This is a genomic window from Nocardia sp. GP40, assembly GCF_050434125.1.
Lineage (GTDB): Bacteria > Actinomycetota > Actinomycetes > Mycobacteriales > Mycobacteriaceae > Nocardia > Nocardia albiluteola.
Genome location: NZ_JBNPVW010000001.1, coordinates 149,444 through 173,446, shown reverse-complemented (window position 1 = coordinate 173,446; position 24,003 = coordinate 149,444). Strand labels below are relative to the sequence as shown.

Genomic DNA, 24,003 nt, shown 5'->3' with positions numbered 1-24,003 from the left:
CCGGACTCATACCCCGGGGTTAGACCGAAACCACTCGAGAGGGTGATTCGCGCCCCGGACGACGGCAGACAAGATCGGCCCATGTCATTGCGCCACACCATGATCGCCGGGGTCTCGGCCCTGCTCCTGACCGCGGGAGCGACCGCCGCCTGTTCCAGCGCGCCACCGTCGCCCCTCACCTGGCGGCCGTGCCCGGAGAACGCCGCCTTCGAGTGCGCGAATCTCCCTGTGCCGGTGGACTGGTCACATCCCCGAGGCGCGACCATCGATATGGCCGTCATCCGCAAGCACACCGAGGCGGCCACCCGGATCGGCACCCTGATTTCGCTGCCGGGCGGGCCGGGTACCTCCGGCGTGGACCAGATCCTGGAGGGATCCCTGCATTTCTCGCCCGGCCTGGCCGAGCACTTCGATCTGGTGAGCTTCGATGCACGCGGCGCCGGGCGGAGCCATTCGATCCTATGTGATGCCGGGCTGGCCTCGACGTGGCCGAATCTGGTGCCCGACAACGGCGCCCGCCTCGACGACGTGCGGTCCTACGTGAGGCAGCTCGCCGACAGCTGCCGCCACTACACCGGCCCGCTGTTGGACCACATGGACGCGGCCAGCGTCGCACGGGATGTCGAGGCGCTGCGAAAGGCACTGGGCGAGAACACCGTCACCCTCTACGGCCGATCCTACGGAACCATGTACGGCCAGGCTTACGCCGAAATGTACCCGCAACGCATGCGCGCCCTGCTGCTGGACAGCGCCGACGACCATAGCCTGGACGGGCCCGGATTCCTCGACAGCGAGGCCCGCGCCGCGCGGGATACGTTCGCTGAGTTCACCTCGTGGTGCGCTCGCGAGAGCTCCTGCGTGCTGCACGGCGCCGATATTCCTGCGCTGTACAACGTCTTGTTCGCTCGCGCGGAGCGCGGTGACCTGCACGCCTCGGACGCATCGCACCGCCCGCTCTCGCCGCTCACGCTCAGCCAGGCCCTCACCCAGCATCTGTCCCGGCCCGACTGGCCCGGCGTGGCAACCGATCTGCGGGCGCTGAGCCAGGAGCCCACCGGCAGCGCACCATCACCCGCCGTCCCGCATCCGAGCGGTGTCCCCATGTCGATGGCGCCCCTCGAGGTCTGCGCCGATTGGCGTTTCGACATTCCGGGCCAGGCCGACTGGGCGCGACTGTGGCGCGAGCAGAACGACAATGCGGGCACCCTGCGCGCCCACTTCGCCTGGGCCGCAGGCAGTCTGTGCTCGGCCTGGCCCACGCCGCCGCCGAATCCGCCGCACGCCCCGCACGTCCACGATGCGCCCCGGATCCTGCTGATGGAGTCTCTGTACGACCCGGCCACGCCCTACGAGTGGGCTACACACATCGCTGCCGACACCCCGGGCACGACACTGCTCACCTACGACGGCTGGGGCCACGGCATCTACGACCGCACGCCGTGCACGGTATCCGCCGGAGACAACTACCTGATCAATCTCACACTGCCGCAACCGCATACGCATTGCGCAGCGGCCGGATAGCCGGGCTCAGCCGACCATATGCAGATATTCGCCGTAGAACAGTGCCAGGCCCACTGCGGCGGCGATCCCACCGAGCACCCAGAAACGAACGATCACCGTCGTTTCGGCCCACTTGCTGAGCTCGAAATGGTGATGGAAGGGCGCCATCTTGAACAGCCGGCTGCGGGTGGTGCGGAATACCACGATCTGCAGCAGCACGGAGGAAATCTCCATGACGTACAGCGCCCCGACCACCACCGTCAGCAGTTCGGTCCGGGTCGTGATCGACAATCCGGCCAGCATTCCACCCAGGCCCAGCGCCCCGGTGTCGCCCATGAAGATCCGCGCGGGGGCGGCATTCCACCACAGGAATCCCATGCAGGCCGCCGCCCCCGCCGCGCACACCACGGCCAGATCTAGCGGGTCGCGCGCGTCGTAGCAGCCGATCCGGGGCCGGGCGGCACACGCGTTGAGGTACTGCCAGATCGTGATGACCACGTACGCGCACAGCGCCAGGCTCATCGACCCGGCGGCCAGCCCGTCCAGGCCGTCGGTGATGTTCACCGCGTTCGACCAGGCCACCACCAGAAAGCAGACCGCGACCAGGAAGCTGATGACGCCGAACGACACGGTGTTGATATCGCGGACGTAGGACACGTGCCGGCTGGCCGGGGTCAGCCCGGTGGCGCCCGGGAAACGCAAGGCCAGCACGCCGAATATCAGCGCGGCCGAGATCTGCCCGATGAATTTCCCCGACGCGGTCAGCCCGAGATTGCGGCGCTTGCGGACCTTGAGCAGATCGTCGATGAATCCGACGACGCCCAGCGCCGTCGCGAGGCCCAGGACCAGCAGGCCCGAGGCGGTGATTCCGGGCGGATGGTTGCTCACGCCGATCAGGTGCGCGCCCAGGTATCCGGCCCACATCCCGATCAGGATCGCGATGCCGCCCATGGTCGGTGTCCCGGCCTTGGACTGGTGGCTGGCGGGGCCGTCGACGCGGATCTCCTGTCGCACATTGGTGCGCGCGAACCATTTGATCAGTAGCGGCGTCAACGTGATCGAGACCGCGAGGGCGATCATCGCCGCGTACAGAACCTGCTTCATGCGCCCCCGAACCACCGAGTTGCTGCCGCCGACTACTCCGGCGGACTGCACCGATGGTAACCATGGCGAAAAGCCGCGCCCTAGGCGCGCGCCCGCTGACCACCTCCCGAGGTCCGGCCGCGGTACGCCGCGATCACCGAGACGACCAACACCGTCACCAGTTCCAACACGTTCCACGCGACAGGCGCTGCGGGCGGCGAGGATTCGGCGATGGGCTCGGACTCGGGCACGACTCGCGACGGCGCGGGCACGATCGCGGGCGGTGGCGGTCGCAACGGGGCGGGCATGCGGACCGGGGCGATCGGCGGGATCGACGGGATCGGCATGGGAATGCGCAGCGGCAGCCCCGGTGCAGGAGGCGGGATTCCGGGCAGGAGCAGCAGGCAGGTCAGCAGGGCGCTACCGGTGAGGGCGCTGCCCACCGCGACGCTGCCGAGCGACGATCCGCTGGACCCGACACCGACCGTGCCCGGGCCGACGAGACCGCTGCCGGTCAACAGGCCCAGCAGGATTCCGCTGCCGTCGGCGACGGCGCTTCCGGCACAGGCGGTTCCGACGCTGCCGGAGTTCAGGCCGAGCGTATGGGCCCATGAGGCATCCGGGGCGGCGACCTCGCGCGCGGGCGGGGCGGGCACGGGTGCCGTCCCGACCTGCGGCATGCGCGGCGGCGAGGTGTGGACAGCGATCGGGCCGAGTCGCAGGGCATTGTCCCGCGGGCCCGGGTTACCGCTTCCGCTCGCGACAATGCCACTGCCGGAGGCGAAGCCGCCCGATCCGGTCGTGCTGCTCCCGGTGGCGAAGGCCCCCGGCGGCGGCACGGGCGGATCCGCGGCCGCTGGGATGCCGCCCAGGCCCAGCGGGCCCAGCACGGCTGCGGCCGCCAGACCTCTCTTCAGCGCGCCTGTTCCGGATGCCATGTGCGCGAACCTCATTCGTTGCCGGTCACCGAGCTGATCTGTTGATACCGTGACAGAGCCTGGTCGAAGGCGTCGTGCGAGACGACGACCACACCGGCATAGGGCTGATCGAGCTTGTGGATCTCCAGCAGTGCCGAGCCGACCACGACCCCGAGCAGCCCGGTCATCACGACACTTCGCCAGCTCACCCGCACCCCGGACAGCACCGGATTCAGCAGCAGCAGGACGGTGCCGAATAGCAGCACGACATTGAGGAATCCGGAAATGCTGTGCCCCTGGTCCAGCGTGCGATCGCTACGCGCCTCGGCGACCTTCTCGAGGCTCGCCAGGGCCCGTGAACGCTGATCGGTGACCACCGGATCGGTCGAGCGGACCGCCGTCACCGCCTCGCGCGCGGTGTCGAGGGTGTGCTGCGCGGTGGGGCTCAGCCGCCCGTGCTGGTTCATCATCGGCCAGTCCTGGCTCACGACCTGATGGGTGTAGGCCTGCAGCAGGCCCTCGATCCGCTGCTGATCGGGCTCGGGCATGAAGTGCGCCGCCCAGTAGGCGTCAACCAATCCCTTTGCCTCGGTGACGGTGTGGCTGTGCGCGTTCTGAAATTGCTGCCAGCAGATCACCACCACGAAGGCGACCACGGCGGTGAAGAACGTCTTGCTCAGGTCCAGCACCAGCGTGCCCGCGGCCTCGTCGCCGGTGTGGCGCCAGGACTTGGGGCGCAACCGATCCCCGATCACGAAGACGGCCATCGCCAGGATCGCCGCCGCGACCGCGACGATCAGTTCCTGAGTCATGCCGGGTATTCGTGGCGGCCGGTGACCCCGGATGTGTTGCCGTCCGCCGGCCGCGTGTCGCCCCGGCGGGTCTCAGTCGGCCGGTACGGGCTCGCCGCGCTCCAAATACTCCGTGCCGCCCTCGCGGTATGCCGCATAGGCCCGCTGCAGGCGGATCGCCAGCCGCGGCGCCACATAGTCCTCGAGGGCCGCGATCGGCACCCACTCCCAGCGATCCAGCTCGCTGTCCTGCAGCACGACGGCGGACTCGTCGCCGAGTTCACCGCAGTCGAAGACGAACAGCAGCCGGTCGGTCCCGTCGTGCGGGGACCAATCGCAGACCAGCAGCCGCCGCGGCACGCGCGCGATGCCCAGCTCCTGCGCGATCTCCCGCCGGCACGCCTCGACCGGCGCCTCACTCACATCGACGAAGCCCCCCGGGATGTCCCAGTCGTCCCCATAGGTTTTGTGCACCAGGAATACCGACTCCTCGCGCACGAACAACGCACCTGCGGCCAACCACGGTCGGGCGAAAACCTCTGGAGTGTAATCCGTTTGCTCGAACGAGGCATGCATGCCCACACCGACCTCACCAGCCCTCACCACGAGGGCTTCACTTCCGGAAACCGTACCCATTCGCCGACCACGATCTCATATCGCCGCCTCACCGCGCCGACCTTTGGAATCGCCCTGCGGCAACCCCGTCGAAAGGCCCTGATCGACGCCCAAAATTACCCCGCCGTCAGGCAACTCTGATATCGATGTGGCATGGCGAACGATGGACCAGAGCCCGAGTACCGATTCACGTGCTACACCGTGTCCGGCCTGGGTACCGTCACGCCGATCCTGGCCGCCGAGGCGACCCTGTGCGGGTTGTACGTCCTGCACTTCGCGGACGGCGAGGCCTACGTGGGGCAATCGGTCAATGTCGCGGCCAGATTCTCCGCGCACGCCCGGATGTGGAACGACATCGAAACGCTCGACTTCGCCCCCTGGCCCGCCGACGATCTCGACCGTGCCGAGGACCGCCTGATCGAACTGCTGGAGCAGACCAAGGAACTGCGCAACAAGCAGTGGGTGTACCTATCCGCGGACGACAAGGACGACGACGTCACGGCCGAGCGGGCCCGCGAGATCGTATTGCCCTGGAACCGCACCGCACGGGTGACGGTCGATTCGGGCGCCACCTCGGAGCATCGGCTGCGCTACTGGGAACTGCACCGGCACAACGACTATCCCGCGCTGCGCGCCGCAATCGCGCTCTACATCAACGAAACCGTCCCCGATCCGGTGAATACCCAACGCTACCTGTGGAATATCTCCGCGTTACCCACCCGCTCCAAGTACGGCCGCCGCCTCATGACCCTGCGCTGCGGCAACCTGGAGACGCTGTTCGTCTCGGAGAGCAAGCTGGATGACGGCAGCCTCTACACCACGATTCGCATGAATGTCGATGTGCCCCAGGGCATGACCGATGAGGACCTGAGCATCGACAGCGACCTGTTCCACGCGCTCCCGGGCACCTACCGCAACCAGCGGGTCTGGTCCTGGGTCTTCGGCCTCTACGACCTCATCGAGGAGGACATCAACGTCGACTCGGTCACCGGCGGGCACGACTTCTTCGACCTGGCCTACAGCCTCAACATCCGGATGATGCGCCGCGGGGTATCGCGCTACGCCAAGAACCACAACCCGGATCTGGCCGATGACGTGCTGGCCGAGGCGTATCGGCAACAGATGGATTTCGGCGAGGAGCAGTAGGCTCAGCCCGGCAGTCCGCCGAACCCGATCTCGTTGCCGTCCGGGTCGTAGTATGTAATCTTGCGGACTCCATTGTCGAAAGTCTCGCGCTTCGCGGGTTCCAGTCCCCGCCCGGCGATTTCGGCCGCGCGGGCGTCGAGGTCCTCGACGATCATCGTGTGCACGGCATGGCCGGCGTCCTCCGGGCGCTGCACGATGTACATCAGCCGATATTCGGCGAGCTCCCAGACCGCCTCGGTGTCATGCGGAAAGGATGAGGGCGGCATGCCCAACAGGCGCTCGTACCAGGCCAGGGCCGCGGTGAAATTACGCACCGGAATTCCCGCGAACAGGTACAGGGTCATGGCCTCATGCTATTTGGTTTCGAGACCTGGCAGTCGCTGTGCGGGTTCGGGTGTATCAATCGTGGATCCGCTGTGTGGTCCGCCGGGTGGATCTACTCTTGGCAGGTGCGCTGGTTTCTCGTTCTGCTGGCAGGGAGTGTCCTGCTGACCGGCTGCACGAGCGCGCCGGTCCGAACACCTCCACCCGTCACAACCACGACCCCCTATGCGCGCACGCCCGGTGACTGCGCAAAGCTGACCGTCACGCCCCTGGTCGTGCAGCCGGGTATCGGCTATGTGATCGGCACCCACGCCGAGTGGGATCCCAAGGGCCAGTTCGTACGGATCCGGGTGGCGATCACCAACTCCGACGCCACTTATCACACGACCCGCACCTCGGACTATCGGCTCCTGGATGCCGCCGGCGCCGAATATCCAACGAGCGTGGACGCGATGCGCATCAAGCGCCAGCCCGATGCGGTGGAGATCGGCGCGGGCGACCGCCTGGAAGTCGAGCTCTGGTACGACATCCCGACGACCACTACCGCCCGATCGCTGCGGGATACGGTGTGCGGCACGGTAATTCAACTGACCACCTAGCGGCCGCCCGTCCGCCGTCCGATCAAGCTTGGCCGGTATCGAAGCGAGAGATTTTGTCGCCGTCGACAGTGAAACGCCACGCCGTGCGCATCGCACCCCAGCGGTCGTTGGTGAACTGCGCAACCAACGCCCGCCCGCCATCGGTCACCGATTCGACATCCATCCGGCCATTCGTGCCGAAGATCTCGCTGCTCACCCAGTTCGCGACGTCCCGATCGCTACCGTCGTCGGACATCGCGACATCCTCGGTGAGGACGTCGTAAAAGGCGTTCTGATCTCCCGCATTCACCGCATCGACGAACTTCGACACCACGGGGTCGAGTTGAGGTAGAGACATCGTGCGACCTCCCGATTGTTGGGACCGAACCGTCATCGCCCAATACTCGTACTCGGATGGTCGTGCAGAAACTTCGGCACCACCATGCGCCAGGCATCGACCACCAGCTCGCGCATCCGGTGCTCGTCCAGCGCTGCCATCGAACAGTCCACCCAGTTGTACCGCTGATCCGACACTGGCGGCATCAGGAACGTCTCCGGTTCCGCGGCAATAAGCGCCGGCCGTTCCTCCTTCGGATAGGCGAACCCCATGACGGTCTCATCCCGCGAGAAGGCGACATACACGATCCGCCCCACCCGAAACTTGATGCGATCGCGCACAATCACCTCATACGAGCGCGGCAGTCGCACCGCCACGTCGCGTACGCCGTCCACTGTGATCACCTGCCGATGATCGCAGGGGGCACCGACATATTCCGGCCCGATTAGGGCGACGGAATCCACCTGGCAGCTACAGACCGAACCCGGTTTCCGCCACAGAGCACTACCGGGGCCGACCGGCGCACACGTGCAGCGATCACGCCGACCTTCTCCAGATGTAGTGATGGCCCGGATGGCACTGCCATGTTCGACCCCAGATTGCGCTGCCCCACGGCTGAGCCGGAGCCGAGCTGCCGCGCATACTCAGCCTTACCCACAGCGGACCAGCGCGTCAACGCATTTGGCAGAATCTCGCATAGTGATCGCCTGTGTACCAGGCCGTTCCGTCATCACCGGTAACGATCCGCTCGGCATCGCGCGTCTGACCCGGCTGCTTCTCGTTGACGTCCCACTCGGTGTAGTGCACGGGATTCCCATTGGCCCCCGTGCGCGGCAGCGACCCTTCACGATCGGTCCAGGTGGTCCCGCCCTTGGTACCAGACCCGTCGTTCGGCGGCCATTCCCCGGCATCGATCAACTTCAACGTCTGCCACGCACGATCGGGAATCGCGCAGCCCACCTGCTGAATCTGGGTCGCGGCCACGGTAATCCCCGGCGTCCGCACGGCATCGGCCCCGCCGAGCAGCACCGACATCGCGGTGAGGCCGGCCAGCACCACGGCGGCCAGCGACGCAACAGCCTTGGACTGCAATCGTTTCGACGACATGGGATCCCCTATCCTCAACTGCCCCACACCAACTGTTGGTGCTCCGTAGAGCTGTCAGCCTGACATCCCGGGGTGAATGAATCGCCAACATCGCCGAAATAGTGTCGTTTGCCGGCACCGAGCCGTGGGACCGCTACGTCGGCGGGCGTGGGACAACCAGCAGGCGTTACCTCCGAGATAATCGCCCCTGCGCCGACGCCATGCGAATGTCGTGTGTACAGGCAGTCGGCACCACAGCAACAGACGCCACCCGAGCCACCGTCGACGCCTTGCTCGCCGCCCGCGCCAACGGCGACACCGACAAACTCACCGCCCTGTTCGCCGACGAGGTCGACTGGCGGCTGGCCGAGAATCCCGTGGTCCCCTGGATCAGGCCGCGTCGGACCGCCGCCGAATGCGCCGCACAGTTCGATGAGTTGATGGCCCACACCGTCTCCCAGGACGCCCAGGCCAGTATCGACACTTGCCTGATCGACGACACGGACGCCGTCCTCTTCGGACACCTCTCCGGAACCGTACGTGCCACCGGCAAATCATTCGGGGGCCCCCTCGCACTGCGCCTGACCGTTGAGAACGGTCGCATCACCCGGCACCACCTGTACGAGAACAGCGTCTCCATCGCCGCGGCCTGCACCAAGTGACTTCTATCCCGATCACGGGGCCTAGGCTGCGAAACCTGCTGCGCCGCCGTGACTTCCAGCGTCCAGTGCCGAACTCGCAGCTACAGGGCCCAGCACAACGTCGATTCGAGGCGGCATCGGTAGCTGACATCGATCCACACCACCTCGAAGGCGTCAAAGAGGCTGCTGCACCTGATGATTGCTCCACACCCGCCGATCAGGGTGACCGCACAGGAATACTGACGAAATGACGAACCGCTGGATCGGCGTAACAATCGACTGCCTAGACGTACCCCGAGTAGCCACCTTCTGGAGCACCCTCCTCAACCGCCCCCAGGGCCCCTCCGAACCCGGCTGGATCTACTTGGGCCACCCCAACGACCCCCACCCCCGCCTAATCTTCCAACCCGTCCCCGAACCCAAACACGGCAAGGTCCGCCTACACCTGGATATCGCCGTAGACAACATCGACGAGGGCATCGCCCAGGTGATCACCCTCGGCGGCCGGCACACCGGCGAGCGACACGAGTACCCCCAGGGTGTGGTTGTCGTAATGACCGATCCAGAAGACCACGAATTCTGCCTGGTCGAGTATTACTGATTCTGAGCACAGCCGGAATCCGTCCACTTCGAGCGAAATAACCTCGTCCTTCATAACCGCCGCGACCGGTCGCGAGTCATACGGCCCGCCGCTTCCAATGCGCTCATGGCCTTCGCCTTCTGCCTGCAACCACCAGGGTCGCAGTTCAGGTGCACTTGCATACACCGATGAGCCGCGTCGACTTCGAGCAACTGCGCAGGCGTGGAGTAAATCCGTAGCAACGAACGCATCTCTGTGTGCTCAGTTCTAAACACGCTCTCGTCGATATTCGACTCATCAGCGCGGCGCACCGTATCTATACTCGGCCACAAACAGGCGGCCATCGCCGCTACGACGACTGCTACACCCAGTGTCGCCAGAAGCGACAGGACCGTCCCCCAACTCCACACCATGTCCATCGCGGCATCGGAGGAATCCAGCGAATAGCGCTGATGCTGAAATGATTTCGTAGCACCGTAACTCAGTTCACACGATCGACTTCGAGCCGCTGAAGCGCAGTCCCCCACGCCCCACGGCACGACCGTGTTCATGGCGAGCAGATCGCTCACCGCTCGTGCCGACCGGAGATACGGGCTCGGAGGCAAACGGTGGAGGGGAACACCGTCTCGATGTTGCATATCTCGCGAAACAACTCGGGCTCACCGATATGACCGAGGTCCGGAGTGATGATGACGTCCACACTGTACCCACGTACGACCGAAAGCAGCCGCGAGGACGAATCCTCTACCACAACACCGTAATAGAGCACGAGTCGCACTAGCCTATAATCACGCTGCAGCGCGTGCTTTTGGACGCTCACCTCGTTGTCCGGCCACCCGGGCAGCGAGCTGTCGATATATCCGATCGCGCCACGCAATCCGATCGGCGCACCAGTCGACGATGCACCGTGGGGTGGGTGCTCGAAGGTATCCCATCCGGTCCGACCCGATGCGAATGCGAAGGGATGAATAACGTTCGGCACCATTCTGAATTCCTCCCAGATTATTGGAAAGCACCCACCGCCGAGGAACACTCGGATACGGGTTGGTGGCATCCGATGCCCGGAGCGGGCATCATCGACCCGGCGGCGGGGCTGCTTCAAGACTCGCTCGAAGTGGCACGCGGATGAAGCCACACGGCAGCTACGGAACCTCTACGCTGCAGATACGGACCGGCGAGCGCAGGCGGTGTAGATCGCAATGAGCGTGACCAGATGGACGGGTAGAGAAGTTCGGGCACTTCGCACTGACGCGCTGCGCATCACGCAGCGCGAGTTCGCCGAGCAACTCGGCTGCAGCGAGGCCGTGGTCCGAAAATGGGAAGGCCGAGGCGAGACGATCACCCTCGTCCGCGAATTCGCATCCGCGATGGATACTGTGCTGCGGCGCCTGGACCAACACCAACTCGAGCGCTTCCGAGATGGGCTCACCGCTCGGCAACTGTCGACCACCGACGCAGACAGCGCGGCCACCGCCGTCGCGACACGCCTCCCAGATCTGCGAAGAGCCCTGGACTCCCACGACATCCCGGATGACGGACCGATCCGGTCGCTGGCGTTGCTGCGCCGAGCAGTTGCCTCGATCATCGTCGATCGACTCAATTCGAACTACCTGCGCCTCGCCTGCGAGCTGCCATCCTTACTGGACGAGCTACACCGCGCACGCCTGCAGCAGCCCGAGGCCGGCGTCAATTCCCTTCTGGTACAGGCATACCGAGCGGCCGATGCAATCGCTGACAAGTACGGCTATCCGGATCTCTCCGCCCGCATCATCGCAATGATGAACGACGTTGCCGATGACGACCTGCTTGCCGCCACCACTGCATATGTCCGCACCGAACTCTTCTTCGGCAACCATCAGTTCGCAACCGGACGAAAGCTCCTCGAGCGCGCCGCCGACTCTGTCAATCCAGCTGATTCGATCCGCGCCGCAGCAACTTTCGGCGCGTTGCATATGCGCGCTGCGGTCGTGGCCGGGCGTGAATTTCTGACCGAGACGGCCCGCGCGCATCTGGTCGAAGCCGAGCGCGCAGCACAGAACGTCCCCGAAGCGGCCTACCTCGGAACAGCATTCGGACAATCATCGGTTCGAATCCACCGAGTCTCCCTCAGCGTTGAACTCGGCGACATCGATACCGCACTCGCTGTCGCGCGCGCCTGGGCGCCCGGTGCCGAAGTGCCCGCCGAGCGCCGCTCGCACTTCTATATCGACGTCGCCCGCGCCAATCTGCAAGCGAGCAGACATGACGAGGCGCTGACCGCGATCAACACGGCCCGCTCGATTGCACCCCAGCACACCAACAGTCACCCGCAGGTACGAGACATGTTGACCCGACTGAGCCTCTAACCAATGACCTCGACCAGCTCATCGAGGGAACCAACCACCCAGTCAGCCTGTCCATCGGCCGCGACCTCGTCCGACCACAAATACCCCCACGGCCCCCGCCGGATCAACGCACACCGAAGACCGGCTGCACGAGCCGGAATCACGTCGTTGTCCCGGTGATCCCCCACGTACAGAATCTCTCCCCGCTCACCAGGCGCAAACTCGACAACTCGATCGAAGAACGCCGAATCCGGCTTGGCGACACCCCATTCCCCCGATGTCGCAATCGCATCACACGGAAGATCCAAAGCCCTCAACAGCTCAGCCGCACGAACCGTCTGGTTCCCAGCCACCCCAACCCACACCCCCCGCTCCCGCAACGCCGACATCGCGGCCCGAACATCCGGATACAGATCCCCCTCCTGGATCTCTTCCCCACGCCCGGCCGCCTCACGAAGCTCCCGCTCCCGAACCACATCGAAGCCAGGCCGAAAGTACTGAAACGTCTCCGCGTTGTTCCGCCCAGCAGCAGTGATCGCCCCGAGCACCGCTGAGAACGTGTGTCTAGGAACACCAATCCAGTCGGCCCAGGCCCCGAACTCCCGGGTGTCGTCCAGCAGCGTCTCCCCCACATCGAAGACGACCGACCTGATCAACACGATCACCTCCTACGCGCGCCGACTACCAGTACAAACCTGAGCCTACGGCCAGCGGTACGCACGACTCGCTGCAGAGGAGCCGACCACACCGGATTGCAGATAGGCCCATGCCTACATCCAACTTCCGCCACCTAGTGACGGGCGACTTGCCCAGTGTCGTTTTGATATCTCTCAGCACGACAGATCAACACCGGCGAGTGCAGGTATGGAAAGCTCGACATGTGGATGATATTGCCGAAAGAGCGTTGCGCGAAGCCATCTTCGAACGTCTCAGGCGGATGGTGCGCGAACACGAATTTGTGACACGTCAACAGCTCTGGAACTTTGAGATCGACGGCGCGGTACTTCATCTCGTCGACTGGAGTCGAGGGATCCGAAATCCGGCCGAGATGAACGGAACCCTCTCCATATTGTCGGATCCCAACGGCAAGTACCCCGACCAGCAGCTGCCCGGAGGCCTCTTCGCATACTCTTACCGCGAGGGCAACACCGACGGCGACAATCGGAAACTTCGAAGCGCCTTCGAACTCAGGCTACCTATGATCCTCTTCAGAAAGATCTCCGACGGCATCTTCGTTCCGATCTTTCCGGTGTATGTCGTCCAGGACGACGCCGAGAACAGGCGGTTCCTCATCGCCGTCGATGAAGCGCTTCGGTCGATAAGCAACCCGATCAACCCCAAGCCCCTGGAGAAGGAATACGCGGCCCGCATCGTCAACCAACGGCTCCACCAGCCAGAGTTCCGAGGGAAAGTCCTACGCGCCTACGAATCACAGTGCGCAATCTGCAATCTCAAACATCCCCAACTACTCGATGCGGCGCACATCATTGCAGACGGAAAGCCACACGGCACCCCGACAGTCGACAACGGCCTGAGTCTATGCAAAATCCATCACGCCGCATACGATTCCAACCTCCTCGGAATCAACCCGGACTACGAAGTCGTCATCAGTCCCGAGCTCCTGAAAGACGAGGGCGGTCCGATGCTCAAACACGGGCTACAGGAGATGGACGGCAGGCAATTATTCGTACCATCGAAAAGAAGAGACCGACCATCACGAGAGCGATTGGAGGAGCGGTTCGCCGACTTCCTGAAAGCTAACTGATCACCTACGCCGAGAGCTGGCTTCATCTCAATAAGCTCCATATCCAAACCCCAGTCTATGGAATCTAGCAGGGTAAGCCCCAGGCTTGGTGACCCGTAAAAGTCGGCGAGGACAGACCGACCGGCCTGTCCTCGCCGATTCAGCGCCGACCGGGGTAGAAGGAATGGTCCTGAGGGGCAGCCAAACCACAGGACTCAAACCCGAAGCCTCACACCTATTAGAATTACAATTCAACTGGACGTCAATGCAAATCATTTCTTAGCCAACTGAATAAGCATTCCATCGATTTGTCCGAAACCATCGCGTATCATTCGAACCCGTTTTAATTCTTGCTCCGGATCCGGCTGCCAATTCACCTTCCTGCCCTGATGGGCGGTTTCACCGCGCTGAGTCGCCCACGCATCGACCGTATGGAGCCAGCTTATATCGATGTCATCCACCTCCACTCCAAGTGGCAGTAGAATTCGGAGCAGGTTCTTCTCTTTTATTCCATGATTCTTCGACCTTATATAATGGTAGAAGTCATCTCGAGCCTGATCGACACGCGCATGTAAATCCGGCGAACGCTTCTGAGGTGGAGCGATTATGGACGACGGCTCCTCTTCAGTTCTCTCCTTGTATGCCAACAGTGAAACCAGCAATCTAGATGGAGTTCTACTCTTCTTCCATGACCTAAACGCTGTATTAAGCGCAACCTGCGCGCTCTCCTCGATGTATGACTCAAACTCAGCGTGCACTAAAACCCGAAAGGACAGAGTACGATCGTGCACCCGACTTGGATATTGCCCCGTAGGGGAGAAGTGTCTGGGGAGCAAATTGTTTCGCAACTCAGTAATTCGGCGCGATAGCTGATTATATCGCTGCGTCGGCATCCGAAATACCCATCTATTTAACGATCCGATTGTCGACGAGTTCGGGTATGCGGAACTCGGTATCAAGCACCGTCGACAAGACATTACCCCACCGCTCCAGGCGCCTGTGCGTCGCTTCCGGGGTCTTAGTGGTAGTTTGAATGGACTCGACGAAGCGATGATCGGTCTCACAAAGCTCTTCGAATCTGCGCTTCACTTCAAGCCTATTATCACGCGCACGATCTCGAATATCGGCAGAAATAAAATAGTAGATCATAATGTCAAATACGGCGCGATTGAAGCGGCCTTCATATTTCTCGCCCGACCATCTTGTGAATGCGTCGTCGCCAAATATGTCGAATGTTACATCGATCGCAGCGTCACATTCCTTTCCCGCTATTTCGATTGAGTCGGCCGACTTTTCCCATCGGGAGTTCAGATCCTTCACCGTATCATCCAAAAATCTCGCCAAATTACCCGTATAGCTATTGAGTCTGAAGTAGAATCCATAGAAACGGAGAAGGACCTCCACGTCCCGCATGCGAAAGTCTGGTTTAGTAAGGTTCAGGGCACGCTTCAGAGATACACTATCGGCGGACTTGTCATCCAGATAATTCGTAAAGGGCCCCGGATGAAGCGCTTGCCGGAGCTCCTGCGGAGAAAGTTTGACACTGCCGGTATTCAATCGCAAGAAAACTACATTCAAGAACTCATCATTAGGCCAGCTGCGTACGACCACCGTGCGTATGGTCTGGTTGAGAAATGAATTAAGATCATCAATACGAGCCGGGTCGCTATCGAGCTTGTCGAGAGTAAACCTTCGCAAATCCTTCCGGACCTCTAATCCGGCCAGAGAAAGCTGCTCGAAACCTTCATTCAGCCCTTGAGTTCCGAAGGTCGACCCCGCCGCGAACTGACTTAGCGTAAGTAGCCTTTGCTTCCCATCTAGGACAATGAATTTTCCGCGTCGTTCCTTATCTTCAGCAAGAACAATTTGTGGAATAGGAAGACCGAGAACAAGCGATTCAATAAATCTACTCTTCCTAGTCTTATCCCAGGCATCTCGCCTCTGGAACCTTGGGTTTAACTGTATATTCCCCCTCTTTAGCTGACTCAGAATTGTCTCTGAAGTCCAGTCGGTATCGGTCACCACTGCATTGGCAATATCTTCTGACTTGATCGGATTGTCGTCACCACCCGATTCATCTCCATCCTTGTCATCCCATTCATTCGTCAATATGACCACCACCGCCGACCTTTCATAGGCTTCCAATTTTCACATTCCCTCGTCTCGATGAGCGAGAACATGAGCATCTACTTACGTCGCACCGCCAAGATTCGATTAATTAAATCAAGCGCTCCCCACTGAATCATATCGGACCTACGACCCAAATAGGTCGAATAATCTATTCTTGATGACATCAGTCGATTTGTCAACGGTAGACAGCATAGGCTCAATGGAGGTATTTTAAAGCGCTCTACCTTACTCAGCCCGAAATAAGTCCACGATTCGCCATATCGGGACACTTGTTGACCTCAACCTCACTTGAGGTCATAGCATCGCATCCATGCCCTTCACCGAGATCGAACGCACCTACCTCCTCACCCACCCTCTCGGCCGCCTGGCCACTGTCACCCCCGGCGGCCTCCCCCTCATCGCCCCCGTCGGCTTCCAACTCAACCCCGACGGCACCATCGACATCGGTGGCCCCAACCCGAACTCGCAGCGGTACCGGAACGTCAAAGCCAATCCGAACGTCAGCTTCGTGGTGGATGACATGACCCCGGACGATCCGGGCGAGGTCAAGCCCGGTTGGGGGCGTGGTGTCATCATTCGCGGGGAGGCCGAAGTGTTGGTCGTCGAGACTCCGCCGGTGGCCCCGGAGTGGTTTGCGAATCAGATCATTCGGATTCATCCTCGGCGGATTCACAGCTGGCATATCGATCCGGGCAACCCTGAGGGTGAAACGCGGACCGTCGCATAGGGGTTGCCCCGGAGGAGGGGTCATCCTCCGGGATGGTTTCACCCGGAACTCGTGCCAGCACCCGTGACCATCGACTCGGAACCCGCGAGAGTGTAAGCGGGGCAATCGAGTTGAGAGGGGTCACCGTGTTTTCGATTAGTAGACGTCTGGTTGCGGCGGGCGTGATCGGCGCCGTTTCGGTTGCCGTGCTGGCGATTCCGGCTCAGGCTGCGACGGTTGGCAGTTCGCCCGCTGCACAGGTGCGGCGCGATCAGTGGACCAATCCGTGGGCTGAGCCGGGGCCTTGGAACCGGTGGAATCCTCGAAGCCACCGGGACAACTGGGATTCGTGGAACCATTACCGGCATCACCATCCGCGATGGCAGTCGGGATCGTTCAGCGGCAACTGATTTCGGGGCAGGGCCGTTGTTCGGCACTGCTCGGGAGGCCGCGTGAATGGGTGGCCGGGCCGTCAGTCCGAGGTACTGGGTTCGGTCCGGTGGTGCCGGCGCCATTTCCACAACACCACCCCCAGCACCACGACGACCACGAGCACTACCGCCACCCACGAGTTGATTCGTTTCAGAATCACCGCGAACGACTGCCCGATCGCATACCCGGCCATCACCATCGCCGAACCCCAGATGATCGCGCCTGCCGTACTCGCCAGGAGAAAGCGTCGGTAGCGCATCGTGGACATGCCGACCAACTGGGGCAGCATCGTTCGAAAGAAGGTGCTGAAGCGGCCGACTACCAGGGCCTTTGTGCCGTGGCGGTCCAGGAACCGGCCGGATCGGTCCAGGCGGTCGCGATAGCGTTCGAAGATCGCCCATCGCAACAATCGTTCGCCGTAGAAGCGGGCGAAGCCGAATCCCATGCTGGCACCGACGATCGCGGCCACCACTACCAGAGCCAGGGTGGTCGGCAGGTCGAGATGTCCGCGGTTCGCGGCGACGCCGGCCAAGACCGCCGCGGTATCGCCGGGCACCAGCAGTCCGAAGACCATCGCCTCCTCGGCGCACACCAGCAACGCCACGACCAGGTAGGTCCACACCGGCGAGAAGCTCAGTATCCGCTCCACGAGCGAGTTCATACCCTCGACGGTATCCACTGCCGGACGCCGCCGCCCACACTATTCGTTGACACCGCACAGGCGCTTCGGCGTCAGCTCAATTACAGGTCCAGCGGCACAACGGGGCAGGCCGGCTGGTCCTACCACCCGCACACGCTCAACATGAGCTACGGCGTGCCCGACCGCGACACCTTCCGGGGCACGCGGACCCGGCATGTCGACGAGCGCGGAAGGGGTAACCGGCGGCCGGTCGGGCAGCGCCGATCCAGAGGCGCGGTTATCGGCCGTCACGCCAATGGGTGGCCAACGCACAACAAGCAGATCGACAACCAACAGGGATGCCGAGTCATTGCTGATATAGCAACTTCCAACCATCGATTCCCCCAAACCATCGTCACAATTGGGCCCGCTTCCCAGTTGCGCCGACATACCCCGAGACCAGGGAATTTTCGCATTCCGGAAGTCAATCCAGCTGTAACGGACCCCAGTGAATGCCAGATATTAGCGATGGGTCCAGATCGCCGCATACCCATGCGACGCTCACCCACACCGCAGCTAACGCATCGAAGCTGCAGTTGAGTTGGAAGGATTTTGCATTGCTGTCGAAGACCCGCAAGAACCTCACGCGTGCCGTCCTGGCCGGCGCGATCATCGCGGCTCCCGCCGCCGCCCTGGCCGCCCCGGCCTCGGCCGCCCCGGTGACCGCCGCCCCGGTTGATCGCCACGGGGATCACGACGGCTGGCACGGTGGCTGGGACCGCGGCTGGGATGGTGACCACTGGTTCCACCCGGACTGGTTCCGGCACTTCCTGCCCACGGGCTCCGACTGGGACTGATCTCCCGCTTGATCCGTGGATTGCGGCCCGGCACCCGGGAAGGGTGCCGGGCCGCCGTTCGCGATGGTGGGCCGCCGACAACCGATCGCTTGTTACGATCAGCGCAGCTCCAGAGGAGGTGCGGTGTCGGATATCGAGCGAGTACCCGAAGGGATCGACCCGTCGACGCCGAGCGCGGCGCGGGTATACGACTACTTCCTGGGCGGCCGGGACAATTACGCGGCGGATCGAGCTCTGGCCGAATGGCTGCTGTCGATCGCGCCGGACAGCCGGACCGTGGCCCACCTCAGCCGGCAGTTCGTCCTGAAAGCCGTTGAGCTGATTGCCGAGGCGGGCATACGGCAGTTCATCGACATCGGTGCGGGCATTCCCACCTCACCCAGCGTGCACGAGGTCGCCCAGAAGGTCGACTCGGCGGCAACGGTGGTGTCTATCGACTATGACCCGATCGTGCACGCGTACGGGAACGCATTTCTGTCCGGCACGCCGGGCGTGACGACGATGCAGGCCGACGTCCGCCGACCCGACGACATCATCGACCGGCTGCGGTCCGGCGCGCTGATCGACTTCGAACAGCCAGTGGCGATCCTGCTGTGTAGCATCCTGCACTTCGTGCTGGACGACGAACATCCGGCCGAGATCATCGCGCGGTTCCGCACCGCGATCCCGTCGGGCAGCTATGTGGCTTTCACGCACCCATCCGACGAAGTCAGTCCGGCCGGCATGGCTCAGTTGACATCCCACAACGTCGGCAGTCCAACGCAATTCGTCTCCCGCTCCCGGACCGAGCTGGCCGGATTCTTCGACGGATTCGAGTTCCTCGGAGGCGGGGTGGTGCCGGTGCAGGACTGGCTCGACGGCGAACAGCCCACGACCCAGATGGTCTGGCTGGGCGGCATCTGCCGCAAACCATGACCGCCGCGAGCATCCGCATCGTCACACGGCCGAGGGCCCGCTCACCTTTCGGCGAACGGGCCCTCGAAGCAGCGAAAACCCTTACGCGGTCTCGGTGATCGGGCGATCCACCCAGCTCATCAGCCCACGCAGCTTGGCACCGGTGACCTCGATCGGGTGCTCGGCGTTCTGCTTACGCAGCCCCTCGAGCTCCTTGTTGCCGCCCTCGACGTTGGCGACCAGGCGCTTGACGAAGGTGCCGTCCTGGATGTCCTTCAGGATGGCTTCCATGCGCTTCTTGGTGTCGGCGTCGATGACGCGCGGGCCCGAGAGATAGCCGCCGAACTCGGCGGTGTCGGAGACGGAGTAGTTCATGCGGGCGATGCCGCCCTCGTACATGAGGTCGACGATCAGCTTGAGCTCGTGCAGCACCTCGAAGTAGGCCATCTCGGGGGCATAGCCCGCCTCGACCATGACCTCGAAACCGGTCTTGACCAGTTCCTCGGTGCCACCGCAGAGCACGGCCTGCTCACCGAACAGGTCGGTCTCGGTCTCCTCCTTGAAGGTGGTCTTGATGACGCCCGCGCGGGTGCCGCCGATGCCCTTGGCCCAGGACAGCGCCAGGGCCTGGCCCTCGCCCTTCGGGTCCTGGTCGATGGCGATCAGGGCCGGAACGCCCTTGCCGTCGACGAACTGACGGCGGACCAGGTGGCCCGGGCCCTTCGGGGCGACCATGCCGACGGTGACGCCGGCGGGGGCCTTGATCAGGCCGAAGTGGATGTTCAGGCCGTGGCCGAAGAACAGCGCGTCGCCGTCCTTCAGGTTCGGCTCGATGTCCTCGGTGAAGATCTTGGCCTGCGCGGTGTCGGGGGCGAGCACCATGATCACGTCGGCCCACGCGGAAACCTCGGCGGGGGTGCCGACGGTCAGACCGGCCTCCTCGGCCTTCTCGCGCGACTTGGAGCCCTCCTTGAGGCCGATGCGGACCTCGACGCCCGAGTCGCGCAGGCTCAGCGAGTGCGCGTGCCCCTGCGAGCCGTAACCGATGACGGCGACCTTGCGGCCCTGGATGATCGACAGGTCGGCATCGTCGTCGTAGAACATCTCGACAGCCACTGGTGTTTCCCTTCTGAGAGGCTCATCCCCGGCGGGCGGGGAATGTGCGGTGCACGCCGAAGCGCACGTTCAGTTCAATTCATCAATTTCGATCGGACCCCGCAGCTGCGGGAAGCAGTGCGCCAACCTTCGATCGGCGACCACATTAGTCTCCGGTGCACCGCATCTTTGCAGTGCCCATCCATTACCTGCTGGTAGAAAGCCTGCTATCGCGTCGCAGTGATCGACTTCGGCCCGCGGCCCACCGCGACGACACCCGACTGCACGATCTCCCGGATCCCGTACGGCTCCAGCATCCGCAGCAGCGCATCGAGCTTGGAGCGCGTCCCGGTCGCCTCGACGGTCAGCGCGTCCGGTGAGACGTCGATCACCTTGGCGCGGAACAGATTCACCGACTCGATGACCTGCGTCCGCACGCTCGCGTCGGCGCGCACCTTCACCAGGATCAGCTCGCGGGCCACCGAGTTGTCGGCGTCCTGCTCGACGATCTTGATGACGTTGATCAGCTTGTTCAGCTGCTTGGTGACCTGTTCGAGGGGCAGATCCTCCACCGTCACCACGATCGTCATGCGCGAGATCTCCGGGATCTCGGTGCCGCCGACCGCGAGGGACTCGATATTGAAGCCGCGGCGGGAGAACAGCGACGCCACGCGTGCCAGCACGCCCGGCTTGTCCTCCACGAGCACGCTCAGCGTGTGGGTCGTACTCATTCGTTCTCGCCCTTCTGTTCCCGCCCGTGCGCCATCGCCTCGTGGATGACAGTCGGCTCGGCGGCCGCCTCGTCGTCGTCGAACAGCGGGCGGATGCCGCGCGCGGCCATGATCTCGTCGTTGGAGGTGCCGGCGGCGACCATCGGCCACACCTGCGCGTCCTTGCCCACGATGAAATCGATCACCACGGGGCGGTCGTTGATGGACTGCGCCTCGCGGATCGCGGCCTCCACGTCCTCCTCCTTCTCCACGCGAATGCCGTGGCAGCCAAGGGCTTCCGCCAGCTTCACGAAGTCGGGGATGCGCAGGGTGTGAGTGCCCAGGTCGGTGTTGGAGTAGCGCTTCTCGTAGAACAGCGTCTGCCACTGCCGGACCATGCCCAGGTTGCCGTTGTTGATCAGCGCGACCTTGATCGGCACGCCCTCGACGGCGCAGGTGGCCAGCTCCTGATTGGTCATCTGGAAGCAGCCGTCACCGTCGACCGCCCACACCTCTTTGTCCGGCGCGCCCATCTTGGCGCCCATCGCGGCCGGAACGGCATAGCCCATGGTGCCCAGACCACCGGAATTCAGCCAGGTGCGCGGCTTTTCGTACTTGATGAACTGGGCGGCCCACATCTGGTGCTGGCCGACACCGGCGCAGTAGATGGCGTCCGGACCCGCGAGCTGGCCCAGCTTCTCGATGACGAATTCGGGCGACAGCGAACCGTCCGAGGGCGGATTCCAGCCCAGCGGGTAGCTCGTGCGGATGTTGTCCAGGTAGCTCCACCACTCCGAAAGTTCCAGCAGCGGAGCGCCCTTCGCGGCCGGGTCGGCCTTCAGGGTCTCGATCAGCTCGGCGATCACCTCGCGGCAGTCGCCCACGATCGGCACATCCGCGTGGCGGTTCTTGCCGATCTCGGCCGGGTCGATATCGGCGTGAATCACCTTGGCGTTCGGAGCGAACGAGTCGAGCTGTCCGGTGACGCGGTCGTCGAAGCGCGCACCTAGGGTGATCAGCAGGTCCGACCTCTGCAGCGCCGCAACGGCTCCCACGGTGCCGTGCATGCCGGGCATGCCCATGTTGAGGGTGTGGCTGTCCGGGAACGCACCGCGTGCCATCAGGGTGGTCACCACCGGGATGCCGGTCAGCTCAGCCAGTTCCAGCAGCTCGGCCGAGGCGTCGGCCTTGATGACGCCGCCGCCGACGTACAGCACGGGGGCCTTGGCGTCCATGATCATCCGGGCGGCCTCGCGCACCTGCTTACCGTGCGGCTTGGTCACCGGACGGTAGCCGGGCAGGTGCATCTCCGGCGGCCAGCTGAACAGGGTGTTCGCCTGCAGCACATCCTTGGGGATGTCGACCAGCACCGCGCCGGGACGGCCGGTGGCGGCCAGGTGGAAGGCCTCGGCGATCGTGCGCGGGATGTCGATCGGGTCGTTGACCAGGAAGTTGTGCTTGGTGACCGGCATGGTGATGCCGGAGATGTCGGCCTCCTGGAAGGCGTCGGTGCCGATCAGGCTGCGGCCGACCTGGCCAGTGATGGCGACCAGCGGCACCGAGTCCATCTGGGCGTCGGCGATCGGGGTGACCAGGTTGGTCGCGCCCGGGCCGGAGGTGGCCATGCACACGCCGACCTTGCCGGTGGCCTGCGCGTAGCCGGTCGCCGCGTGACCGGCGCCCTGCTCGTGCCGGACCAGGACGTGACGCACCTTGGTGGAGTCGAAGAGCGGATCGTAGACCGGGAGTACCGCACCACCCGGAATGCCGAAGACCGTGTCGACGCCGAGCTCCTCGAGGGAGCGGACGACCGACTGCGCGCCGGTGACCCGCTCGGGCGGGATCTGGCGGCGGTTCGGGGCGGCAGTAGCCGCAGGTGTCGGCTGGGTAGCCGTGGGCGCGGGCCTGCGGGCACTGGGCCCGGGCCGAGCGGTAGGTGCGCTCACCGTCTTGATCCTTTACTGCTTGTCGTTCTTGCGGAACTGACCTGAACACAAAAAAGCCCCCGACAGCCAAGGCTGGTCGAGGGTGGCGCGTCGCAGCTGCGAGCTGAAGTAGTCAGTCTCAGCGCTGGACGCGCCGGCCGATTACGAGGAGCTCGATTCGATTCACGCCAACGACGGTATGTGTGCGTGAGGCGTGGAGTCAAATTACTTGACATTGGCGTCCCATTATGTGAGACAGGGCGGTTATCTGTGTCCGTTCGCCATAATGCGAGGATGAGGGTGTGTCCTCGTCGCATCAGTCCGTGCCACCTGCTCGATCGTCCCACACCGCCGAGGCGGGAGCCGATACGGGTCGGGTGATCAGAATCCCCCGCCTGGTTCACATCGGGGTTTTCCTGCTGCTGTTCTGCGCGGCATTCCCGTTCTTCGGCTGGCCCCAGGTGATGTGGATTCTGTTCGCGATCCCGGCGGCGGCCGCGATCTGGGTCGAGCGGACCCGCACCACCGTGTCCGCGGCCGGGCTGGACCTGCAGACCTTCTTCGGCTCCCGGCATATCGACTGGTCACAGGTGCAGGGCGTGAGCATCCCGAAGCGGGGATATGTGCGCGCGCACCTCACGGACGGGTCCGAGGTGAAGCTCCCCGCCGTCGGCTACGACCGGTTGCGCGCCCTGATCGAGGCCTCCGGCGGCCGCATTCCCGACCCGTTCGCCGCGGCGGAAGAGGCGGAGGCGGCCAAGGCCGAGGCGGAGCGAGCCGAAGCGGAGCGGGCCGAGAATGTGTCGGAGAACACCGACGGCGAGAGCACCGAAAACACGACACCCGCCACGGAGGGGCCGGACATTACGGAGGGGCCGGCCATTGCCGAGGCCGACACCGAGCCCACGTCCGGCACCTGAACGATCGGGCACCTGAACGCGGATCCGTCACCCGCATCGGGACTGCCGA

The 24,003-nt window shown here is 63.7% G+C and carries 27 protein-coding genes; 11 read left to right on the top strand and 16 right to left on the bottom strand.

Translation table 11 applies throughout. From position 1 onward, the window contains the following. Positions 1-81: 81 nt before the first annotated feature. Positions 82-1,521, top strand: coding sequence for an alpha/beta hydrolase (locus tag ABH933_RS00740; protein WP_429413895.1), 1,440 nt, complete (start codon positions 82-84; stop codon positions 1,519-1,521). A gap of 6 nt (positions 1,522-1,527) precedes the next feature. Here the strand turns inward: ABH933_RS00740 and mraY are convergent, their stop codons facing one another. From mraY to ABH933_RS00720, 4 genes are all read right to left on the bottom strand, one after another. Continuing rightward, entirely contained in the window at positions 1,528-2,604 is a 1,077-nt protein-coding gene (mraY, locus tag ABH933_RS00735) for a phospho-N-acetylmuramoyl-pentapeptide-transferase (RefSeq protein WP_429413892.1), read from the bottom strand. A gap of 80 nt (positions 2,605-2,684) precedes the next feature. Further along, the gene (locus tag ABH933_RS00730; protein ID WP_429413889.1) at positions 2,685-3,521 is read right to left on the bottom strand and encodes a hypothetical protein; all 837 of its coding nucleotides are present in this window, start codon (positions 3,519-3,521) and stop codon (positions 2,685-2,687) included. A gap of 11 nt (positions 3,522-3,532) precedes the next feature. Beyond that, on the bottom strand, positions 3,533-4,312 hold the full coding sequence (locus ABH933_RS00725; protein ID WP_429413886.1) for a DUF4239 domain-containing protein: 780 nt from the start codon (positions 4,310-4,312) through the stop codon (positions 3,533-3,535). A gap of 72 nt (positions 4,313-4,384) precedes the next feature. Further along, entirely contained in the window at positions 4,385-4,927 is a 543-nt protein-coding gene (locus ABH933_RS00720) for an NUDIX domain-containing protein (protein ID WP_429413883.1), read from the bottom strand. 132 nt (positions 4,928-5,059) lie between these two features. Between ABH933_RS00720 and ABH933_RS00715 the strand changes: the two genes are divergently transcribed. Next, on the top strand, positions 5,060-6,052 hold the full coding sequence (locus ABH933_RS00715) for a GIY-YIG nuclease family protein (RefSeq protein ID WP_215918651.1): 993 nt from the start codon (positions 5,060-5,062) through the stop codon (positions 6,050-6,052). Between the two features lie 2 nt (positions 6,053-6,054). Here ABH933_RS00715 and ABH933_RS00710 read toward each other — a convergent pair whose 3' ends face one another. Further along, positions 6,055-6,396: a VOC family protein gene (locus ABH933_RS00710; protein ID WP_429413879.1), complete on the bottom strand. Its 342-nt coding sequence runs from the start codon at positions 6,394-6,396 to the stop codon at positions 6,055-6,057. A 105-nt stretch (positions 6,397-6,501) separates the two neighbouring features. Here ABH933_RS00710 and ABH933_RS00705 point away from each other — a divergent pair, with 105 nt between their 5' ends. Beyond that, a complete protein-coding gene (locus tag ABH933_RS00705) occupies positions 6,502-6,975 on the top strand; it encodes a DUF4352 domain-containing protein (RefSeq protein WP_429413876.1) in 474 nt (157 codons plus the stop codon). A 22-nt stretch (positions 6,976-6,997) separates the two neighbouring features. Here the strand turns inward: ABH933_RS00705 and ABH933_RS00700 are convergent, their stop codons facing one another. The 3 genes from ABH933_RS00700 to ABH933_RS00690 all read right to left on the bottom strand — a co-directional run bounded on the left by ABH933_RS00700 (position 6,998) and on the right by ABH933_RS00690 (position 8,398). Beyond that, entirely contained in the window at positions 6,998-7,312 is a 315-nt protein-coding gene (locus ABH933_RS00700; RefSeq protein WP_429413873.1) for a nuclear transport factor 2 family protein, read from the bottom strand. Positions 7,313-7,344: 32 nt separating this feature from the next. Beyond that, complete coding sequence (locus ABH933_RS00695; protein ID WP_429413870.1) at positions 7,345-7,695, bottom strand: MmcQ/YjbR family DNA-binding protein; 351 nt, start codon at positions 7,693-7,695, stop codon at positions 7,345-7,347. Positions 7,696-7,963: 268 nt separating this feature from the next. Then, positions 7,964-8,398: a ribonuclease domain-containing protein gene (locus tag ABH933_RS00690; protein WP_429413867.1), complete on the bottom strand. Its 435-nt coding sequence runs from the start codon at positions 8,396-8,398 to the stop codon at positions 7,964-7,966. Positions 8,399-8,604: 206 nt separating this feature from the next. Between ABH933_RS00690 and ABH933_RS00685 the strand changes: the two genes are divergently transcribed. After that, positions 8,605-9,039 carry a nuclear transport factor 2 family protein gene (locus ABH933_RS00685; protein WP_429413864.1) on the top strand — a complete coding sequence of 145 codons (435 nt, stop codon included), beginning with the start codon at positions 8,605-8,607 and terminating at the stop codon, positions 9,037-9,039. A 226-nt stretch (positions 9,040-9,265) separates the two neighbouring features. Next, positions 9,266-9,619 (top strand): VOC family protein, encoded by a 354-nt coding sequence (locus ABH933_RS00680; protein ID WP_215918647.1) that lies wholly within the window; start codon positions 9,266-9,268, stop codon positions 9,617-9,619. Between the two features lie 50 nt (positions 9,620-9,669). Here ABH933_RS00680 and ABH933_RS00675 read toward each other — a convergent pair whose 3' ends face one another. After that, complete coding sequence (locus ABH933_RS00675) at positions 9,670-10,167, bottom strand: hypothetical protein (RefSeq protein WP_429413861.1); 498 nt, start codon at positions 10,165-10,167, stop codon at positions 9,670-9,672. 987 nt (positions 10,168-11,154) lie between these two features. Between ABH933_RS00675 and ABH933_RS00670 the strand changes: the two genes are divergently transcribed. Continuing rightward, the gene (locus ABH933_RS00670) at positions 11,155-11,943 is read left to right on the top strand and encodes a hypothetical protein (protein WP_429413858.1); all 789 of its coding nucleotides are present in this window, start codon (positions 11,155-11,157) and stop codon (positions 11,941-11,943) included. Here ABH933_RS00670 and ABH933_RS00665 read toward each other — a convergent pair. After that, a complete protein-coding gene (locus ABH933_RS00665; protein WP_429413855.1) occupies positions 11,940-12,587 on the bottom strand; it encodes an HAD family hydrolase in 648 nt (215 codons plus the stop codon). The two genes, ABH933_RS00670 and ABH933_RS00665, sit on opposite strands and share 4 nt — an antisense overlap. Positions 12,588-12,802: 215 nt before the next feature. Here ABH933_RS00665 and ABH933_RS00660 point away from each other — a divergent pair, with 215 nt between their 5' ends. Then, complete coding sequence (locus ABH933_RS00660) at positions 12,803-13,687, top strand: HNH endonuclease (protein ID WP_429413852.1); 885 nt, start codon at positions 12,803-12,805, stop codon at positions 13,685-13,687. A 251-nt stretch (positions 13,688-13,938) separates the two neighbouring features. Here the strand turns inward: ABH933_RS00660 and ABH933_RS00655 are convergent, their stop codons facing one another. Then, entirely contained in the window at positions 13,939-14,559 is a 621-nt protein-coding gene (locus tag ABH933_RS00655) for a HEPN domain-containing protein (RefSeq protein ID WP_429413849.1), read from the bottom strand. 13 nt (positions 14,560-14,572) lie between these two features. Next, positions 14,573-15,811: a DUF262 domain-containing protein gene (locus ABH933_RS00650; protein WP_429413846.1), complete on the bottom strand. Its 1,239-nt coding sequence runs from the start codon at positions 15,809-15,811 to the stop codon at positions 14,573-14,575. Between the two features lie 295 nt (positions 15,812-16,106). Between ABH933_RS00650 and ABH933_RS00645 the strand changes: the two genes are divergently transcribed. Next, positions 16,107-16,523, top strand: a complete 417-nt coding sequence (locus ABH933_RS00645; RefSeq protein WP_429413843.1) for a PPOX class F420-dependent oxidoreductase — start codon at positions 16,107-16,109, stop codon at positions 16,521-16,523. A gap of 451 nt (positions 16,524-16,974) precedes the next feature. Here the strand turns inward: ABH933_RS00645 and ABH933_RS00640 are convergent, their stop codons facing one another. Continuing rightward, positions 16,975-17,595, bottom strand: a complete 621-nt coding sequence (locus ABH933_RS00640) for a DedA family protein (protein WP_429413841.1) — start codon at positions 17,593-17,595, stop codon at positions 16,975-16,977. Positions 17,596-18,170: 575 nt separating this feature from the next. Here ABH933_RS00640 and ABH933_RS00635 point away from each other — a divergent pair. Then, complete coding sequence (locus ABH933_RS00635) at positions 18,171-18,410, top strand: hypothetical protein (protein WP_429413839.1); 240 nt, start codon at positions 18,171-18,173, stop codon at positions 18,408-18,410. A gap of 123 nt (positions 18,411-18,533) precedes the next feature. After that, complete coding sequence (locus tag ABH933_RS00630; RefSeq protein ID WP_429413836.1) at positions 18,534-19,325, top strand: SAM-dependent methyltransferase; 792 nt, start codon at positions 18,534-18,536, stop codon at positions 19,323-19,325. An 81-nt stretch (positions 19,326-19,406) separates the two neighbouring features. On the opposite strand, the gene ilvC is transcribed toward ABH933_RS00630, so the two are convergent. From ilvC to ABH933_RS00615, 3 genes are all read right to left on the bottom strand, one after another. Then, positions 19,407-20,408, bottom strand: coding sequence for a ketol-acid reductoisomerase (gene ilvC, locus ABH933_RS00625; RefSeq protein WP_215918912.1), 1,002 nt, complete (start codon positions 20,406-20,408; stop codon positions 19,407-19,409). Between the two features lie 218 nt (positions 20,409-20,626). After that, a complete protein-coding gene (gene ilvN, locus ABH933_RS00620; protein WP_429413833.1) occupies positions 20,627-21,130 on the bottom strand; it encodes an acetolactate synthase small subunit in 504 nt (167 codons plus the stop codon). Next, positions 21,127-23,055, bottom strand: coding sequence for an acetolactate synthase large subunit (locus ABH933_RS00615; RefSeq protein WP_429413830.1), 1,929 nt, complete (start codon positions 23,053-23,055; stop codon positions 21,127-21,129). The genes ilvN and ABH933_RS00615 overlap by 4 nt, the downstream gene beginning before the upstream one ends. Positions 23,056-23,411: 356 nt before the next feature. Here ABH933_RS00615 and ABH933_RS00610 point away from each other — a divergent pair, with 356 nt between their 5' ends. Next, positions 23,412-23,954, top strand: a complete 543-nt coding sequence (locus ABH933_RS00610; RefSeq protein ID WP_429413827.1) for a PH domain-containing protein — start codon at positions 23,412-23,414, stop codon at positions 23,952-23,954. Positions 23,955-24,003: the final 49 nt, after the last annotated feature.

Coding starts and splice junctions, on each gene's coding strand:
- ABH933_RS00645 (WP_429413843.1), top strand. CDS start 16,107: ATGCCCTTCACCGAGATCGAACGCACCTACCTCCTCACCCACCCTCTC.
- ABH933_RS00700 (WP_429413873.1), bottom strand. CDS start 7,312: ATGTCTCTACCTCAACTCGACCCCGTGGTGTCGAAGTTCGTCGATGCG.
- ABH933_RS00710 (WP_429413879.1), bottom strand. CDS start 6,396: ATGACCCTGTACCTGTTCGCGGGAATTCCGGTGCGTAATTTCACCGCG.
- mraY (WP_429413892.1), bottom strand. CDS start 2,604: ATGAAGCAGGTTCTGTACGCGGCGATGATCGCCCTCGCGGTCTCGATC.
- ABH933_RS00655 (WP_429413849.1), bottom strand. CDS start 14,559: ATGCCGACGCAGCGATATAATCAGCTATCGCGCCGAATTACTGAGTTG.
- ABH933_RS00680 (WP_215918647.1), top strand. CDS start 9,266: ATGACGAACCGCTGGATCGGCGTAACAATCGACTGCCTAGACGTACCC.
- ABH933_RS00725 (WP_429413886.1), bottom strand. CDS start 4,312: ATGACTCAGGAACTGATCGTCGCGGTCGCGGCGGCGATCCTGGCGATG.
- ABH933_RS00690 (WP_429413867.1), bottom strand. CDS start 8,398: ATGTCGTCGAAACGATTGCAGTCCAAGGCTGTTGCGTCGCTGGCCGCC.
- ABH933_RS00730 (WP_429413889.1), bottom strand. CDS start 3,521: ATGGCATCCGGAACAGGCGCGCTGAAGAGAGGTCTGGCGGCCGCAGCC.
- ABH933_RS00685 (WP_429413864.1), top strand. CDS start 8,605: ATGTCGTGTGTACAGGCAGTCGGCACCACAGCAACAGACGCCACCCGA.
- ABH933_RS00720 (WP_429413883.1), bottom strand. CDS start 4,927: ATGGGTACGGTTTCCGGAAGTGAAGCCCTCGTGGTGAGGGCTGGTGAG.
- ABH933_RS00715 (WP_215918651.1), top strand. CDS start 5,060: ATGGCGAACGATGGACCAGAGCCCGAGTACCGATTCACGTGCTACACC.
- ilvN (WP_429413833.1), bottom strand. CDS start 21,130: ATGAGTACGACCCACACGCTGAGCGTGCTCGTGGAGGACAAGCCGGGC.
- ABH933_RS00640 (WP_429413841.1), bottom strand. CDS start 17,595: ATGAACTCGCTCGTGGAGCGGATACTGAGCTTCTCGCCGGTGTGGACC.
- ilvC (WP_215918912.1), bottom strand. CDS start 20,408: ATGTTCTACGACGACGATGCCGACCTGTCGATCATCCAGGGCCGCAAG.
- ABH933_RS00740 (WP_429413895.1), top strand. CDS start 82: ATGTCATTGCGCCACACCATGATCGCCGGGGTCTCGGCCCTGCTCCTG.